Here is a 14,901-nt window from a genome sequence, read left to right on the forward strand (position 1 = left end):
AACGAGGCAAGTGACGGGACGACGACAAGCCACAGAACCCTTCCCCCTTGATGGGGGAAGGGCAGGGTTGGGGGTGGTGCAGCGGTTCAGCCACGCCAGCGCCTGCCGGTTCAGCAGCTCACCCCCATCCCCAACCCTTCCCCCATCAAGGGGGAAGGGGGTTACTCGAGTTCCTCCCCCTCGAAATCCCCCAGCACTTCCCGCGCCAGCGCCTTGTTCAGCTCCCGCTTCCGATCCGCCGCCGCCTCGTCCAGGAGGTCCGCCGCCGCGATCGCCTCGGCCGCCGAGCGGGGCAGGCGCGAGACCAGGTAGGGATAGAGGTCCGGATCGGGTTTGAGCAGCCGCTGCGCGAAGGCCCGCCGCAGCACCGCCTCCAGCACCACGTCGTCGGGCTCCTCGATCGCGGCGACCGACAGGGCGTTCAGCCGCGAGCGCAGGTCCGCCACCGAGGTCTCCCAGGCCAGCGGCGCGACGCGGCCGGTCAGTAGCACGGTCCCGCCGTCGACCCCGGCCATGTTGAGGATGTGGAAGAGCGCTTCGTCGGACAGCGCCTCGCCCCGACGGTCGGCGTCCTCGACCAGCACCGCCTTGCCGCGCAGGGCGGCCAGGTCGGGCGCGGCCTCCGCCGGTCCGGTCGCGTCGATGATCACCGCCTGCGCCTGCGCGGCCCAGGCTCGCGCCAGATGCGTCTTGCCGCTGCCCGCCGGCCCGATCAGCGCCAGCCGCCCCTCGGGCCAGGCCGGCCAGGCGTCCAGCCGCGCCAGGGCGTCGCTGTTCACCGCCGACACGGCGAAGTCGTCCCGTCCCCAGGTCGGGGCGGCGGTCAGCGGCAGTCTGAACTGGGTGGACAAGCCTCGGGCGCCCGGCGTGGTGAACGTGTCGCTAGGCATATAGGGCGACCCGCCGGGCAGAGCGAGGCGGCGGGGCTGGGGATAGTGGGGATGGAAGGGAAGGGGGTGTGGATTAGAAACTATCGTGGTGAGAGGAGAAACCACCTGCGTTCTTCGCGGACGCCAGTGTTCCCGTTATTGAGCACGATGCAGCGCGGCGAGGGCGGCAACTATGGCGTCTAATTTTCCGCTGACGACCAACCATGCTGCGGCGAGCAATTTCCAGTCAGCAAGTGATGCTCCTAGCTGCGTGAAGAAGCCCTCTTCGATTTGGGCAAACCTTGCTGCGACCCAAGTGGAAATTTTCTCACTAGCATCGATGAGGACTTTTTTTGCCGCTTGAGCTTGGCCAGAGTCTAAGGTTCCCCGTGCATTGTTGTGCAGGAGGCTTTGGAGGGTTTCGCTGACGGCGCGATAGTCTTCCTCGGATAACGCCCCGTCGGCAGGAGGGCGGTTGTGGCCTAGATTAGCCTCGGTGGGGACTTGTTTGGCCTCAGCAGGTTCGACCTTTGCCAGAGCTGATAAAGCTGCAGACACAGCAGCACTGATTTGACGTGCTTGATCAGAGGTTGCGAGTGCTGGGTCTTTCTGTCGAAGTATTTTGTCGACAGCTGCAATTAATGCTTCAGGCTGAAAGGGCTTAACGATCAAGTAGGTAGTTTCTGGACGACCAGACCTCAAAAGCCGCTCCGGAAATGCTGTCAGAAAGATGACCGGTACATTTTTGATCTGCTCTATCGCATCAACAGCATCGATTCCTGAGGAGCCGTCCGCCAACTGAATGTCGGCTATCACGAAATCTGGCTGATGGCGCTCGAACGCGGAGATCGCCTCTGCCCGTGTCGCTGCGGTCGCCACGACCGGATATCCCGCTTGCATCAAAAGATATTGGATATCAGCCGCAATTACTGGCTCGTCCTCGATGACGAGCGCGCGGGCTGGCCGACCTTGATTGTGATCATCCATACGACTGACGTGCCACAACGTGCCAAACCGAGCACGACTATTTTGCGATTGGAGCATCTGTCGTCGTAGCGTTGGTCAGACGGCCACCTTCTCCCGCAACGGCAGAAGAGTTACCTCAGGTGTATGCCCCTCTCCCCCGACCTCCTCACCTGGCGCTCAGACCTCCTCCGCCCGCCCGGCCCGCTGAACGGCATCGCCCGCGCCACGCAGCAGCGGATCAACCGGCTGATCCCGGAGAAGGTCCACGCGGCCATCACCGCCGGCATCGAGGGGATGACGCGGGCCTTGTTGGTCGGGTCGGACTTCACGACCGGCTCGCCGATGATCGGCCTGACCCTGGACGAGCGGCGGGCCAGGGCGGCCAAGGCGATCGACGGGTGGAAGAAGGCGGCGGCGGCCGAGGGCGGGGTCACCGGGGCCGGGGGTTTCCTGCTGGCGGCGGCCGACTTCCCGCTGCTGATGAGCTTCAAGATCAAGCTGCTGTTCGAGATCGCCGCGATCTTCGGCCATGACGGGACGCAGCTGCCCGAGCGGCTGTTCATCCTGCACGTCTTCGAGTTGGCGTTTTCGGACGCCCAGCACCGGGCCGGGGTGTTCGCGGCGCTGGAGGACTGGGAGGCGCGGGCGCATCCCCAGCACCTGGACGACTTCGACTGGCGGGCCTTCCAGCAGCAGTACCGCGACCACATCGACCTGGCGAAACTAGCCCAGTTCATCCCCGTGGTCGGCGCGCCGCTGGGGGCGATCGTCAACTGGCGGCTGGTGGAGCGGCTGGGGCATACGGCGGTGATGGCGTACCGGATGCGGGCCGAGCAGGGGGCGAACGCATCGACGGGCACGGGGATTGGACACCCTCTCCCATAGCCTCAAATCGTGTCATCCCGGCCGCAGCGCAGCGGAGAGCCGGGACCCAGGGGACGGCGCAACGCCCGTGGCCCCTGGGTCCCGGGTCGGCTTCGCCGCCCGGGATGACACGGTGTTTTGAGCGTGACGCTGTCGGGGACTGGACGAGCGTTCACTGCTCTCCGTCCCCGGAGTCAAAACCTGCCGTATCCTCATCTCACCTGACGGCTTGGAAGGGACGTCCGGCCGGCGATCGTGACGGCTGTCAGGGGTGGTCGAGCGGGAAGCGCTCGTCGGCGCGGGGGCGACTCCGCAACTGCATCCCTCTGGCGGCGGTCGGCCCTGGAACACAGAAACGACGTGGGATGTCGGGTCGATGAACGCGGCAGGCGTGGGCTGAAATCGCCCGCGTATTCCGGGACCAGGGTCGTCGCCCTGGCCCGCCCGTCGGGGGCCTCTTTCGGAAGCGGGTTAAGACCCCGCGCGTCGAGGGCTCACCGGATAACGGCCGCGCGGAGCGTTGGGCTTCGTCGAAACGGTATTCTATTCAAACACTCCGGACGCTGTCCGGCGCTCCGCGTCCCTTTCACCAACTCGCAGCTTCTCGGCGCGAGGGCGATGAAACACGTTCCCTCCCCCTCGATGGGGGAGGGGCAGGGGTGGGGGTGGCTACGGCGTTGGATGCCGCACACGGCCGCCGGCTCAGCAGATCACCCCCATCCCCGAACCTTTCCCCATCAAGGGGGAAGGGGGAAATCAGAGATCCAGATCCGCCGCCGCGAACTCCGCATTCTCCTGAATAAACCGGAACCGCAGTTCGGGTTTCCGGCCCATCAGGGTCTCGACCAGGCTTTCCACCGCCTCTTCCGAGCGCGGCAGGGTCACGCGGGCCAGGGTGCGTTTCTTGGGGTCCATGGTGGTCTCCTTCAGCTGGGAGGCCATCATCTCGCCCAGGCCCTTGAAGCGGCCGATCTCGGGCTTCTTGCCCTTGAACACCGTGGCCAAGAGCTCGTCCTTGTGGGCGTCGTCGCGGGCGTATTCGCTCTTGCCGCCGTGGGCGATGCGGTAGAGCGGCGGCAGGGCCAGGTACAGGTGACCCTGACGGATCACGTCCGGCATGGTGCGGTAGAAGAAGGTGATCAGCAGGCTGGCGATGTGGGCGCCGTCGACGTCGGCGTCGGTCATGATGATGATGCGGTCGTAGCGGAGGTCTTCCTCGCGATACTTGTTCCCGCCCTGGGCCCCCAGGGCCAGCATCAGGTCCGACAGTTCCTTGTTGGCGGTGAACTTCTCGCCGCTGGCGCTGGCCACGTTCAGGATCTTGCCGCGCAGGGGCAGGATCGCCTGGTTCTTGCGATCACGAGCCTGTTTGGCGGAACCACCGGCCGAGTCGCCTTCGACGATGAACAGTTCGGCGCCGTCGACCGCGCTGCCGGCGCAGTCGGCCAGCTTGCCGGGGAGGCGCAGCTTGCGGGTCGCCGAGGCGCGGGTGACCTCTTTGTCCTTGCGGCGCTTGAGGCGTTCTTCGGCCCGCTCGATGACGAATTCCAGCAGGGCCTGGGCGTTCTTGGGGCTGGAGGTCAGCCACAGGTCGAACGGGTCGCGCAGGGCCGCCTCGACGAAGCGCTGGGCCTCGGTCGTGGACAGCTTTTCCTTGGTCTGGCCCTGGAATTCGGGGTTCTTGATGAACACCGAGATCAGGGCGCCGGCCTGGGCGACGACGTCGTCGGCGGTGATGATCGCGCCGCGCTTCTCGCCCTTGAGGTCGGCGTACGCCTTCAGACCTCTGGTCAGGGCGGCGCGGAAGCCGCTCTCGTGGGTGCCGCCTTCGGGGGTCGGGACCGTGTTGCAGTACGACTGCATGAAGCCGTCGTGCTCGCCAAAGCCCTGGGGCGTCCAGCTGACGGCCCACTCGACGGCGCCGGCCTCGCCCTGGCGCTCGATGCGGCCCGAGAAGCTCTCGGGCGTGATCGTCGTCAGGCCCTTGGTCCGCTCGGCCAGGAAGTCGGCCAGGCCGTTGGGGAAGTGGAAGACCGCCTCGGGCGGGGTCTGGTCATGGATACGGGAGGGATCGCAGGACCATTTGATCTGCACGCCCCGGAACAGATAGGCCTTGGAGCGGGCCATCCGGTACAGGCGGGCGGGCTTGAAATTCGTGCCTTCGCCAAAGATCTCGTCGTCGGGCTTGAAGCGCACCATGGTGCCCTTCTTCTTCGACGGTTGGATCTGCTGGATCGGACCCAGCGGCTTGCCGCGCGAGAACACCTGCAGGTGCTCGAAGCCGTCGCGCCAGACGGTGACCTCGACGCGCTCGGACAGGGCGTTGACGACAGACGCGCCGACGCCGTGCAGGCCGCCGGAGGTCTCATAGGCCTTGCCCGTGAACTTACCGCCGGCGTGCAGGACGGTCATGATGACCTCCAGCGCCGACTTGCCAGGGTACTTGGGGTGCGGGTCCACGGGCATGCCGCGGCCGTCGTCCTTGACCGACAGATAGCCGTCGGCGTCCAGCTTGACCTCGATGGTCTTGGCGAAGCCGGCCACGGCCTCGTCCATCGAGTTGTCGAGCACTTCGGCGAACAGGTGGTGCAGCGCCCGCTCGTCGGTGCCGCCGATGTACATGCCGGGGCGCTTGCGGACGGGCTCCAGCCCTTCCAGCACCTCGATGTCGGCGGCGGAGTATTCGCCGGGCGCCGAGGTCTTGGCGGGCGGCGCCGGCTTGGACGACGGGGGCGGCGGCGGCATCGGACGCGGCGTCGGCTCGACGTGCGGCTCCACGCTGGCCTGGAACGGCGCGGCGGGGACGGGCGCCAGGGCGTCGTCGTCGAATAGCGAGGGGGTCTTGTCGGAGGACATCAGGAGGAGTCTTAAGCGATTCGAACGCGGGGGCCTCGTATGGGCTCACGCGCTTCCCCTGAAAAGAGAAATCCGCCCCCAGCGAACTGGGGGCGGATCCGGGTCTTCTAGCGGTAAGCCGGCGGGTAACCGCTCTGGTCGGAGGCCGCGTAGCGGTCTCGCAGCTGGGTCTGGCGGCTGTCCTTGGGCTGCTCGACGCCGCCGACGAAGACGTTCAGCGGCCAGCTGGTCGTCTCCAGCGGATCGCCGTTCCAGACCACGACGTCGGCGACCTTGCCCACGTCCAGCGAACCGATTTTGCCGTCCTGGCCCCAGATCCTGGCCGGGGTCAGGGTCACGGAGGCCAGGCCAGCCGCATAGGGCAGGCCGTTGGCCACCGCGAGGCCGGCGTTCAGGCGTTCCTGGCGCAGATTGTTGAAGTCCCGCGAGCCGTTGATGGCGACGGTGACTCCGGCGGCGTTCAGGCGGGCGGCGTTGTCGAGGCGCGAGCCCAGGGCCTCGAAGCTGTCGGGCAGGTCGGCCTGGGGATCGACGATGACCGGCACGCCCGCCTTGGCGATCTCGGGGGCGACCATCCAGCCTTCCTCGACGCCTTCGAGGACGATGCGGATCTTCTCCTCGGCCGCCAGCTTCAGGGCCTGGCGGATGTCGGCGGCGCGGGAGACGCGGATCAAGAGCGGGATCTTGCCTTGCACGACCGGGATCAGGGCCGCGAGATCCAGGCGCGACAGGCCGAAGTCGCGGGTCGCGCCCTGCTCGAAGGCCGCGCGACGGCTGGCGAAGGCGCGGGCGTCCTCCAGGGCCGAGCGGATCAGCACGAGGTCCGCGCCGCGCGAGCCGCCGGCGGCTCGGGCCCCGCTCTCGCCCAGCGAGACGGTGACGGCCAGCTTGGAGGCCTCGACGATGTCGCTGGCCCCGGCCTTCAGGCGGATGAACGCCGCCTGGCCGCCGAACAGCGGCGGGTCGCCGTCGCCGCTGGCCCCGGCGGTCATCTCCTCGACCACGCCGTCGTCGGCATGCTCGTGAGCGCCGCCGCCGGTTCCCGACAGCACCGGCACGACGGCCGAGCTGGTGACGCCGCCGTCGCGGGCCAGGCCCAGCATCGGCGAGGCCGGGTTGACGCCGTAGCTGATGTCGAAGGCGGCGCTCAGCGCGCTGCCGGTGCCGTCGTCGCGGGTCTCGCGGACGCCGCTGACTTCAGAGGCGCCCAGGTTCGAGGACGGCGCGACCAGGCCGGGGGTGACGACCCCGCCCTTGGCGTCGATCACCTTGGCGCCGGCCGGAACGGCCACGCTGGCGCCGACGGCGGCGATCTTGCCGTCCTTGATTACAAGGGTCCCGTTCGGGATTGCGGCGGAGGAGACCGGCTCGATGCGGGCGTTGACGATGGCGACCGTTTCGGCCGCGGCGGGAAGGGCCAGAGCGCAGGCGGCGCTGGCCAGAAGCAGTGACCGGATCATCAGTTGAACGCTCCCTGGCCGGGCTGGCCGAGCTCGAAATCGGACTTGGGCTGGAAGCGCTTGTCCTGGCGGTCATAGATCAGCGCGCCGTCGATGAAGACCTTCTCGGCCTGGGCGTAGACGCTGAACGGGTCGCGGCTCCAGACCACCAGGTCGGCGGCCTTGCCGGGCTCGATCGAGCCGGTCTTGTCGCCGATGCCCATGGCCTTGGCCGGATTGGCGGTGATCCACTTGATCGCCTCGGCGCGGGTGATGCCGTAGCCCAGCTTGTTGCCGGCGGTCATGGCGATGGCGGCTTCCTGGTTCAGCCGCTGGGTCATGATCGGGTCGTCGGAGTGGATGACGACGCAGGCGCCGTTCTTCCACAGGATGGCGGCGTTGGCGTCGATGCCGTCCAGGCTCTCCATCTTGAAGCCGGTCCACGACGCCCAGGTCGCCGAGCAGATGCCTTCTTTCGCCAGCAGAGGCGCGATCTTGTAGCTCTCCACCGCGTGGTGGAACATCGTGATCTTGTAGCCGAACTCCTTGGCGATATCGATCATCACCGCTTCCTCGTCGGCGCGGTAGCAATGGTTCTGGACCAGGATGTCGCCCTTCAGGACGCCGGCCAGGGTCTCCATCTGCAGGTCGCGTTTCGGCGCGTCGGCCTTCTCGCCCTTCTGCTGCTTGGCGCGATAGTCATCCCACTTGCGGGCGTAGTCGGTCGCATCGATCCAGGCCTTGCGATAGCCGAAGACATTGCCCATCGCCGTGGAGGGCGAGCGGCCCTTGCCGCCGTAGACACGCTTGGGGTTCTCGCCGCAGGCCATCTTCAGGCCGTAGGGCGCGTCGGGGAACTTCATGCCCTGCATGGTGAGGGCCGGGACGTTCTTCAGCGTGACCGAGCGACCGCCGAACAGGTTGGCCGAGCCGGGGAGGATTTGCAGCGTGGTGACGCCGCCGGCGCGGGCTCGGTTGAAGCCGGGGTCCTGCGGCCAGACCGAGTGCTCGGCCCAGACCTGGGCGGTGTTGGGGTCGGTGGCCTCGTTGCCGTCCGAGCGGGCCTGGACGCCGGGCGAGGGATAGACGCCCAGGTGGCTGTGGGCGTCGATGATGCCGGGGGTGATCCACTTGCCCTTGGCGTCGATCACCGCGATGTCGGCCGGGATCGGGGTCTCGGGACCACCGACGGACGAGATCTTGCCGCCCGAGACGAAGACGACGCCGTTCTCGATCTGCTGGCCGGTGGCGGTCAGGATCGTGGCGCCGACGAAGGCCGTAGCGCGCGACGGCAGCGGGACATAGGTCGACGGGAAGCCGGTCGAGGCCTGGCCGTCCAGGCCCTTGGGCAGCGGCTTGGCCTCGGCCTTTTCGGCCGGTTTGGCCGCGGGCTTGGCGGGACTGGTCGTCCCGGTCGTCGCGCAGGCCGAAAGCCCAAGCGCCAAGAGGCTCGTGGCCATCGCCACGCTACGCCATCTGATCATGAAAAACCCCGACTCTCGAAGAGGCGGGAAGGACAGACGAAAAGAACCGCGCTATCAAGTCGAACAGCGTCCGACGGACGCATTTACGGCAAATTTGTTGCGCGGCACGCTTTGGCGGCGCGCCTATCGGAGGTCGTCCATGCGCCGTCTGCTCGCCTGTCTCGCCATGATCGTGCTGACCGCCTGCAGCGCGCCGACCTCGGGTGGCGGGACGCCGCCGGCCCAGTCGCCGCGCACCCCGGTGTCCGAGGGCGGCATGTGCGGCGGCTTCGCCGGCTTCCAGTGCCAGGCCGGCCTGACCTGCCAGATGGAAGTCAACGCCTGCCGCACGATCGCCGACGCGGCGGGGACTTGCCGCAAGAAGCCGCAGGTCTGTCCGATGATCTACAAGCCGGTCTGTGGCTGCGACGGCAAGACCTACGGCAATGCCTGCCAGGCGAGCGGGGCCGGCGTCAGCGTCGCCTCCGAAGGTGAGTGCAAGGCCTAGGGGAGGCGGCTGAGCTTGGGCCGGTAGGACCAGCTCTCGACTTCGACGGTTTCGGCCAGAGCGGCGGCCTTGCCCAGCAGGGCGGGGCGGCCGGCCAGGTCGGCCCAGGTCTGGCGCGGGACCAGCGCCAGGTACGAACCCGTCGGGCCGCCGCTGAGCGTGCGGTACCAGGCCGCTCGGCTCTTGGGCTCACGGCTCAGCGCCATCTCGAAGGCCGCAACGTTCTTTGGCGCAACCGTCACGGTGAAGGCGTCCAGCACGGCGGTCGGCTTGCGATCCTCCAGCGTCCGGGCCGTGCTGACCTCGGGCCACAGCTCCAGCGCCGAATAGGTCCGCGCCTTGGCGAACGGCAGGACCCTGGCCTCCATGTCCGCGCCGTCGCCGGCGGGATCGACGCGGCGATCCATGGCCTCGAACGGGATGCCGAAGGTCCCGTCGATGAAGAGGCCGGTGCGGGGGCCGCTGGTCACGTACCAACCGTACCAGGGCAGCGGATCCTTGTGCTCGGCGTGCCAGCCGAGATGCGCGGCGTAGCCGGTTTCGAAAGCGTCCTGCTTCCCGCGATCGATGTCGTAGGCGAACAGGAAGGCGGCTTGGGCGATCAGGAGCAACGGGGTCATGCGCCAGACCTAGCGGCGAACGGCGTTCGGGAATATTTCGAACGAAGAGCGTCATTCTTTCGGATTGCGAAATCATGCGGCATGCGGACCTGCGCCGGGCGGCGGTCTTCCACGCGGTGGCGGCGGCGGGCGGCATCGCCGCGGCCAGCCCGCGCCTGGGCAAGTCGCCGCCGGCCATCCACCACGACCTCAAGCGCTTCGAGGCCGAGATCGGCCGGCCGCTGTTCGAACGGGCGGGCAGGGCGCTGCGGCTGACGGCGGCGGGGCAGGCGCTGTTCGAGAGCGTCGGCCGAGCCCTGGACGAGGTCGAGCGCACGCGGATGCGGCTAGCCCAGGAAGATCCCGCGCTGAAGCCGCTGCGCATCGCCACGGTCTCGGCGTTCGGCCGCTATCGCCTGGCGCCGCGTCTGATGGCCAGCCTGCCGGCTGACCGCCCGCTGGAGCTGACCTTCGGCGCGCACGAGACGGTGCTGGCGGCGGTGTCGAGCGGCGCTGCCGATCTCGCCGTCACCTACCGACCGGTCACCGCCGCGCCGGTGCAGTCCAAGCCGCTGGCGGAGGAGGAGATCGTGCTGGCCGTGGCCCGAGACGCCGTCGCGCCAGCCGATCTGGAGGCCATGGCGACCACCACCTTCGTCACCTACGACGAATACGAGTTCGTCTTCGGCCACTGGTTCGAGACGGTGTTCGGCCGCCAGCCCGACAGCCTTCGCCGCCTGGACCACACCGGCGAGATCGAGGAGGCGATGGAGAGCTGCGCCGCCGGGCGCGGGGCGATCATCGCGCCGCTGGACCTGGTTGAGGCCCCAGCCTGGCGGGAACGGGTGCGGGTCGTCCGTCCGCCCGACTTGCCGGTCTGCGTCAACACCCTGCATCTTCTGGGTCTGGGCGCGGCGCTCGTCTCGGCCGATGCTGACACGATCCGGTCCGCCTTGGCGATAGGAGCGGAACCATGACCCAGATCGTTCGACGCGACCTGCTGGCTGGCGGCCTCGCCGTCGCCGCCTTCGCGACCTCAGCCAACGCCCAGGAGAAGACGCCCATGTACGGACTGATCGGACAGATGCTGGCCGCGCCCGGCAAGCGCGACGAGCTGCTGGCTATGCTGGGCGAGGGCGTGAACGACATGCCCGGCTGCCTCAGCTACGTGATCGCCAAGGACCCGGCCAACGCCGACGCCCTGTGGATCACCGAAGTCTGGACCGACAAGGACGCCCACGCCGCCTCGCTGAAGCTGCCGGTCGTGCAGGCGGCCATCGCCAAGGCCCGGCCGATCATCGCCGGCTTCCCGCAGCACTTCGAGACCATCCCGGTCAGCGGCCACGGCCTGAAGTAGCGCACAAGAAAAAGGCCGCGGATTGCTCCGCGGCCTTTCCCGTCTTGCGGACCCGAAGGTCTTAGAAGCGCGCGTCGATCGAGACGCCGATCACGCGGGGTTCGTTGACGAACGCGGTCAGGTTGTTGAAGTCGATCGCGCCCTTGATGTTGCTTTCGTTGGTGATGTTGCGAGCAAAGCCCGCCACTTCCCAGCCGCCTTCCTTGTTGGCGTAGCCCAGCTTCAGGCCGCCTTCGAAGTCGCCCTTCGTGTAGAATTCCTTCGACTGGTACAGGAACAGGTTCGTGTAGCCCTGGCGCTTCCAGTCGGTGAAGGCGAACAGCTCACCCGTGGCGACCGGCACCGAGTAGCGGGCCGTGAAGTCGAAGGTGTACTTCGGCGCGTTCGGGAACGGGTTGCCGTCCACCAGGGCCAGGCCGGCCGCGGTCAGCTTGTCGGTGACGGTGCAGGCGGCGCAAGGCGCGACGGCCAGCGTGCTGTCCTTGATCTTGGTGTGGGCGTAGCTGTAGCCGGCCGTGACGACGAAGTTCGGGGTGATCACGAACTCGCTGTCCAGTTCGAAGCCGTAGGCGTCGCCCTTCTTGGCGTTGATCAGCCGGTTCGAGTTCGAACCACCGCCGACGGCGCTGAACTGCGGATCATCGATGCTGTAGGTGAACACCGCGCCGTTCAGACGGACGCGACGCTCGAACAGCTCGCTCTTCAGGCCCAGCTCGTAGGACATGATCGTTTCGGACTTGGCGGCCGAGGCCGGCGAGCCGAAGGCGATGTCACGACCCTGGATCGACGGACCGCGGAAGCCCGAGGCGACCTTGGCGTAGACGCTGACGTCCTCGTCGATCTTGTAGAAGGCCGACAGGTCCCAGGTGACCTTGGAGTCCGACACGGCGACCGACGGAGCCTTGTTCGGGCCCGAGACGACGTTCATGTCCTTGTCGTCGTCGGTGTAGCGCAGGCCGCCCGTCAGGGTCAGCTGCTCGCTGACCTTGTACGAGGCTTGACCGAACGCGGCCCAGGCCTTGTTCTTCTGGCGCAGGGTGGTGGCCGGCATGAAGAACGGGTCGGTGCGGATGTCGTACTTGGTGTCGAAGTAGAAGCCGCCGACCTGCCAGCTCAACGGGCCGTCGGTGTCGCTGGCCAGGCGGACTTCCTGAGTCCACTGGAACAGGTTCTTGATGCCGTCCTGGGTGTCCGACTGGAACGGGATGAAGCCCGGGCCGCCCGGATTGCCGCCGTCGATGTCGCCCAGGCTGTAGCCGTGGGTGTTCTCATAGGCGGTGATCGAGGTCAGCTTGGCGCCGTCGAAGTCGTACTCGATCTTGGCCGAAGCGCCCGCGCCCTTGTAGGTCTGCGGGTTATTGGCGGTGTTGTTGTAGGCGACCTGATCGCGGTCGTAGTTGCTGTTGAGCTTGTTCGAGCCCTTGGTCAGCACGTTGGCGCGGAACACGGCGGCGGTGCCATCCAGGTCGCGCATGTGGACGTTGAACAGGGCCGACAGCTTGTCGGTCGGCGTGAACAGCAGCTGCAGGCGAGCCGCCTTCTCATTGAAGCCGCCCAGGGTGTTCGGCTTCTTGGTGAAGGTGTTGTCGATCCAGTCGTCGCGGCGCTGGAACAGCACCGAGGCGCGAGCCGCGACCTTGCCGGGGACCACGGCCCAGCCCAGGCCGCCGTCGAAGGTGAACGTGTTGTAGCTGCCGTACGAGGCGGTGGCGCGGCCCTTGGTCTCGTCGGTCGGCTTGATGGTGTCGAACTTGACGATGCCGGCCGTGGTGTTGCGGCCGAACAGCGTGCCTTGCGGGCCGCGCAGGACTTCGACGTGGTCGAGGTCATAGAGCGGCGAGCTCTTCAGGACGACGTTCTCGAGGACGACGTCGTCCTGGATGATCGACACCGGCTGCGAGGCGGCCAGGTCGAAGTCGGCGTTGCCCAGGCCGCGGATGTAGAAGCGCGGGGCGACGCGGCCGTTCGAGGACTCGGCGTACAGGCCAGGCGCCTTGCCCGACAGGGTCAGGATGTCATCGCCGGCGGCGAAGGCCGACTGCAGGCGCTCACCACCGATGGCGGCGACCGAAACCGGCACGTCCTGCAGGTTTTCGCTGCGCTTCTGGGCGGTGATGATGATTTCACCGACCTTGGTGTCCTGGGCCATGGCGGCCGAACCGGCGGCCAGCGAGGCGACGAGAGCGGTCAGGCCGCACGACACCGTGAGGGCGCGGCGGAAGGAGCGGGTGGGGTGCATGGAGACATCCTGTGATGAGCACGCCGCCCGCCGACTCTCACTGGGGCGTTAACGGCGCTTCTATTGCGCTGCGATAGGCGAAACAGCAGCGGTCGGGATATCTCGTCTTGCTCGAAAACGGCTGTTTAGAGCCGATTACGTCGGTTCTGTTGCGAAGTTGCGACAATTTTGTTCAAGCGGCGCCTAGTAAGTAATAAGTCGTTCTACTTGCGAGGCGGCGCTGACCTTGCGGCGCCACGAAAAAGGGCCGGAGATCGCTCTCCGGCCCTTCGTCTGTCTAAGCGCTTACGCGATTAGCACTTGTAGTACATGTCGAACTCGACCGGGTGCGGGTGCAGTTGCAGACGCATCACCTCTTCCATCTTCAGCTCGATGTAGCTGTCGATGAAGTCGTCATCCATGACGCCGCCGGCCTTCAGGAAGGCGCGGTCCTTGTCCAGGCTTTCCAGGGCTTCGCGCAGCGAGCCGCAGACTTCCGGGATCTTCTTCTGCTCGCGGGGCGGCAGGTCGTACAGGTTCTTGTCGGCCGGAGCGCCCGGGTCGATCTTGTTGATGATGCCGTCCAGGCCGGCCATCAGCAGGGCGACGAAGGTCAGATAGGGGTTGCCCATCGGGTCGGGGAAGCGGGCTTCCAGACGCTTGGCCTTCGGCGAGTCGACGTGCGGGATGCGGATCGAGGCCGAGCGGTTACGCGAGCTGTAGGCCAGCTTCACCGGGGCTTCGTAGCCGGGCACCAGGCGCTTGTACGAGTTCGTCGTCGAGTTCGAGAACGCGTTGATGGCCTTGGCGTGCTTGATGATGCCGCCGATGTAATACAGGCAGTCCTGCGACAGGCCGGCGTACTTGTCACCGGCGAACAGCGGCTTGCCGTCCTGCCAGATCGATTGGTGCACGTGCATGCCCGAGCCGTTGTCGGCGAACATCGGCTTGGCCATGAAGGTGGCCGTCTTGCCGTAGGCCGCGGCGACGTTGTGGATGACGTACTTGTAGAGCTGCATCCGGTCGGCCATGACGACCATGGTGTCGAACTTCAGACCGAGTTCGTGCTGGGCCGGGGCCACCTCGTGGTGGTGCTTTTCCGGCTTCATGCCCAGCTCGCCCATGACGGCCAGCATTTCGCCGCGCAGGTCCTGGCAGCTGTCGACCGGGTTCACCGGGAAGTAGCCGCCCTTCGGGCCCGGGCGGTGGCCCATGTTGCCTTCCGGATATTCCTTGCCCGAGTTGCTCGGCAGTTCGCTCGAGTCGTACGAGTAGCCGGTGTTGTTCGGCGAGGTCGACCAACGCACGTCGTCGAAGATGAAGAACTCGGCTTCCGGGCCGAAGTAGACGGTGTCGCCCACGCCCGCCGACTTGACGTAGTTCAGCGCGGCCTTGGCGATCGAGCGCGGGTCGCGGTTGTAGGGGGTGCCGTCGTCGGGGTTCACGACGTCGCAGAACAGCGCCAGCGTGGTCTGCTGATAGAACGGATCGATGATCGCGCTCGACAGGTCCGGACGCAGCTTCATGTCCGACTCGTTGATGGCCTTCCAGCCGGCGATCGACGAGCCGTCGAACATGGTGCCGTCGTTCAGGAAGTCATCGTCGACCAGGTCGATGTCGAACGTGACGTGTTGCAGCTTGCCGCGCACGTCGGTGAAGCGGACGTCGACGTACTTGACGTCCTTTTCCTTGATCAGGTTCAGGATATCCTTGGCGGTGCTCATTCCGTATCCCCTTTGTAGAGTCTCTAAGTGTTTGACGA

At 66.9% G+C, this 14,901-nt stretch carries 12 protein-coding genes; 4 read left to right on the top strand and 8 right to left on the bottom strand.

Annotated elements, in window-relative coordinates:
* Positions 1-161: 161 nt before the first annotated feature.
* Together hdaA and AC07NF_RS03010 are read right to left on the bottom strand one after the other, a co-directional pair.
* Positions 162-851, bottom strand: coding sequence for a DnaA regulatory inactivator HdaA (gene hdaA, locus AC07NF_RS03005; protein WP_494631708.1), 690 nt, complete (start codon positions 849-851; stop codon positions 162-164).
* 174 nt (positions 852-1,025) lie between these two features.
* Positions 1,026-1,856 carry a response regulator gene (locus AC07NF_RS03010; protein WP_494631135.1) on the bottom strand — a complete coding sequence of 277 codons (831 nt, stop codon included), beginning with the start codon at positions 1,854-1,856 and terminating at the stop codon, positions 1,026-1,028.
* A gap of 123 nt (positions 1,857-1,979) precedes the next feature.
* Here AC07NF_RS03010 and AC07NF_RS03015 point away from each other — a divergent pair, with 123 nt between their 5' ends.
* Positions 1,980-2,720, top strand: a complete 741-nt coding sequence (locus tag AC07NF_RS03015) for an EcsC family protein (protein WP_494631133.1) — start codon at positions 1,980-1,982, stop codon at positions 2,718-2,720.
* Positions 2,721-3,455: 735 nt separating this feature from the next.
* On the opposite strand, the gene parE is transcribed toward AC07NF_RS03015, so the two are convergent.
* The 3 genes from parE to AC07NF_RS03030 form a co-directional block, all read right to left on the bottom strand.
* Positions 3,456-5,558: a DNA topoisomerase IV subunit B gene (gene parE / locus AC07NF_RS03020; protein WP_494631707.1), complete on the bottom strand. Its 2,103-nt coding sequence runs from the start codon at positions 5,556-5,558 to the stop codon at positions 3,456-3,458.
* A gap of 104 nt (positions 5,559-5,662) precedes the next feature.
* Entirely contained in the window at positions 5,663-7,015 is a 1,353-nt protein-coding gene (locus tag AC07NF_RS03025; RefSeq protein WP_494631131.1) for an amidohydrolase family protein, read from the bottom strand.
* The gene (locus tag AC07NF_RS03030) at positions 7,015-8,478 is read right to left on the bottom strand and encodes an amidohydrolase (RefSeq protein WP_494631129.1); all 1,464 of its coding nucleotides are present in this window, start codon (positions 8,476-8,478) and stop codon (positions 7,015-7,017) included. The genes AC07NF_RS03025 and AC07NF_RS03030 overlap by 1 nt, the downstream gene beginning before the upstream one ends.
* Positions 8,479-8,617: 139 nt before the next feature.
* On the opposite strand from AC07NF_RS03030, the gene AC07NF_RS03035 reads away from it, so the two are divergent.
* A complete protein-coding gene (locus AC07NF_RS03035) occupies positions 8,618-8,965 on the top strand; it encodes a Kazal-type serine protease inhibitor family protein (RefSeq protein WP_494631126.1) in 348 nt (115 codons plus the stop codon).
* Here the strand turns inward: AC07NF_RS03035 and AC07NF_RS03040 are convergent.
* Entirely contained in the window at positions 8,962-9,585 is a 624-nt protein-coding gene (locus tag AC07NF_RS03040) for a hypothetical protein (protein ID WP_494631122.1), read from the bottom strand. The genes AC07NF_RS03035 and AC07NF_RS03040 overlap by 4 nt on opposite strands.
* A gap of 74 nt (positions 9,586-9,659) precedes the next feature.
* Between AC07NF_RS03040 and AC07NF_RS03045 the strand changes: the two genes are divergently transcribed.
* Both AC07NF_RS03045 and AC07NF_RS03050 read left to right on the top strand, forming a co-directional pair.
* Positions 9,660-10,541 carry a LysR family transcriptional regulator gene (locus AC07NF_RS03045; protein WP_494631118.1) on the top strand — a complete coding sequence of 294 codons (882 nt, stop codon included), beginning with the start codon at positions 9,660-9,662 and terminating at the stop codon, positions 10,539-10,541.
* Complete coding sequence (locus tag AC07NF_RS03050; RefSeq protein ID WP_494631115.1) at positions 10,538-10,921, top strand: putative quinol monooxygenase; 384 nt, start codon at positions 10,538-10,540, stop codon at positions 10,919-10,921. The genes AC07NF_RS03045 and AC07NF_RS03050 overlap by 4 nt, the downstream gene beginning before the upstream one ends.
* 61 nt (positions 10,922-10,982) lie before the next feature.
* Here AC07NF_RS03050 and AC07NF_RS03055 read toward each other — a convergent pair whose 3' ends face one another.
* Positions 10,983-13,160, bottom strand: coding sequence for a TonB-dependent receptor (locus AC07NF_RS03055; RefSeq protein ID WP_494631111.1), 2,178 nt, complete (start codon positions 13,158-13,160; stop codon positions 10,983-10,985).
* Positions 13,161-13,453: 293 nt separating this feature from the next.
* Complete coding sequence (glnA, locus tag AC07NF_RS03060; protein WP_492810960.1) at positions 13,454-14,863, bottom strand: type I glutamate--ammonia ligase; 1,410 nt, start codon at positions 14,861-14,863, stop codon at positions 13,454-13,456.
* Between the last annotated feature and the right edge of the window lie 38 nt (positions 14,864-14,901).

This window comes from Caulobacter sp. GW821-FHT10A06, assembly GCF_059415805.1.

What these genes read in the sequence shown, in the direction of transcription:
- AC07NF_RS03010 (WP_494631135.1), bottom strand. Translation starts at nt 1,856, where the DNA reads ATGGATGATCACAATCAAGGTCGGCCAGCCCGCGCGCTCGTCATCGAG.
- AC07NF_RS03015 (WP_494631133.1), top strand. Translation starts at nt 1,980, where the DNA reads ATGCCCCTCTCCCCCGACCTCCTCACCTGGCGCTCAGACCTCCTCCGC.
- AC07NF_RS03025 (WP_494631131.1), bottom strand. Translation starts at nt 7,015, where the DNA reads ATGATCCGGTCACTGCTTCTGGCCAGCGCCGCCTGCGCTCTGGCCCTT.
- AC07NF_RS03030 (WP_494631129.1), bottom strand. Translation starts at nt 8,478, where the DNA reads ATGATCAGATGGCGTAGCGTGGCGATGGCCACGAGCCTCTTGGCGCTT.
- AC07NF_RS03035 (WP_494631126.1), top strand. Translation starts at nt 8,618, where the DNA reads ATGCGCCGTCTGCTCGCCTGTCTCGCCATGATCGTGCTGACCGCCTGC.
- AC07NF_RS03040 (WP_494631122.1), bottom strand. Translation starts at nt 9,585, where the DNA reads ATGACCCCGTTGCTCCTGATCGCCCAAGCCGCCTTCCTGTTCGCCTAC.
- AC07NF_RS03045 (WP_494631118.1), top strand. Translation starts at nt 9,660, where the DNA reads ATGCGGCATGCGGACCTGCGCCGGGCGGCGGTCTTCCACGCGGTGGCG.
- AC07NF_RS03050 (WP_494631115.1), top strand. Translation starts at nt 10,538, where the DNA reads ATGACCCAGATCGTTCGACGCGACCTGCTGGCTGGCGGCCTCGCCGTC.
- AC07NF_RS03055 (WP_494631111.1), bottom strand. Translation starts at nt 13,160, where the DNA reads ATGCACCCCACCCGCTCCTTCCGCCGCGCCCTCACGGTGTCGTGCGGC.
- glnA (WP_492810960.1), bottom strand. Translation starts at nt 14,863, where the DNA reads ATGAGCACCGCCAAGGATATCCTGAACCTGATCAAGGAAAAGGACGTC.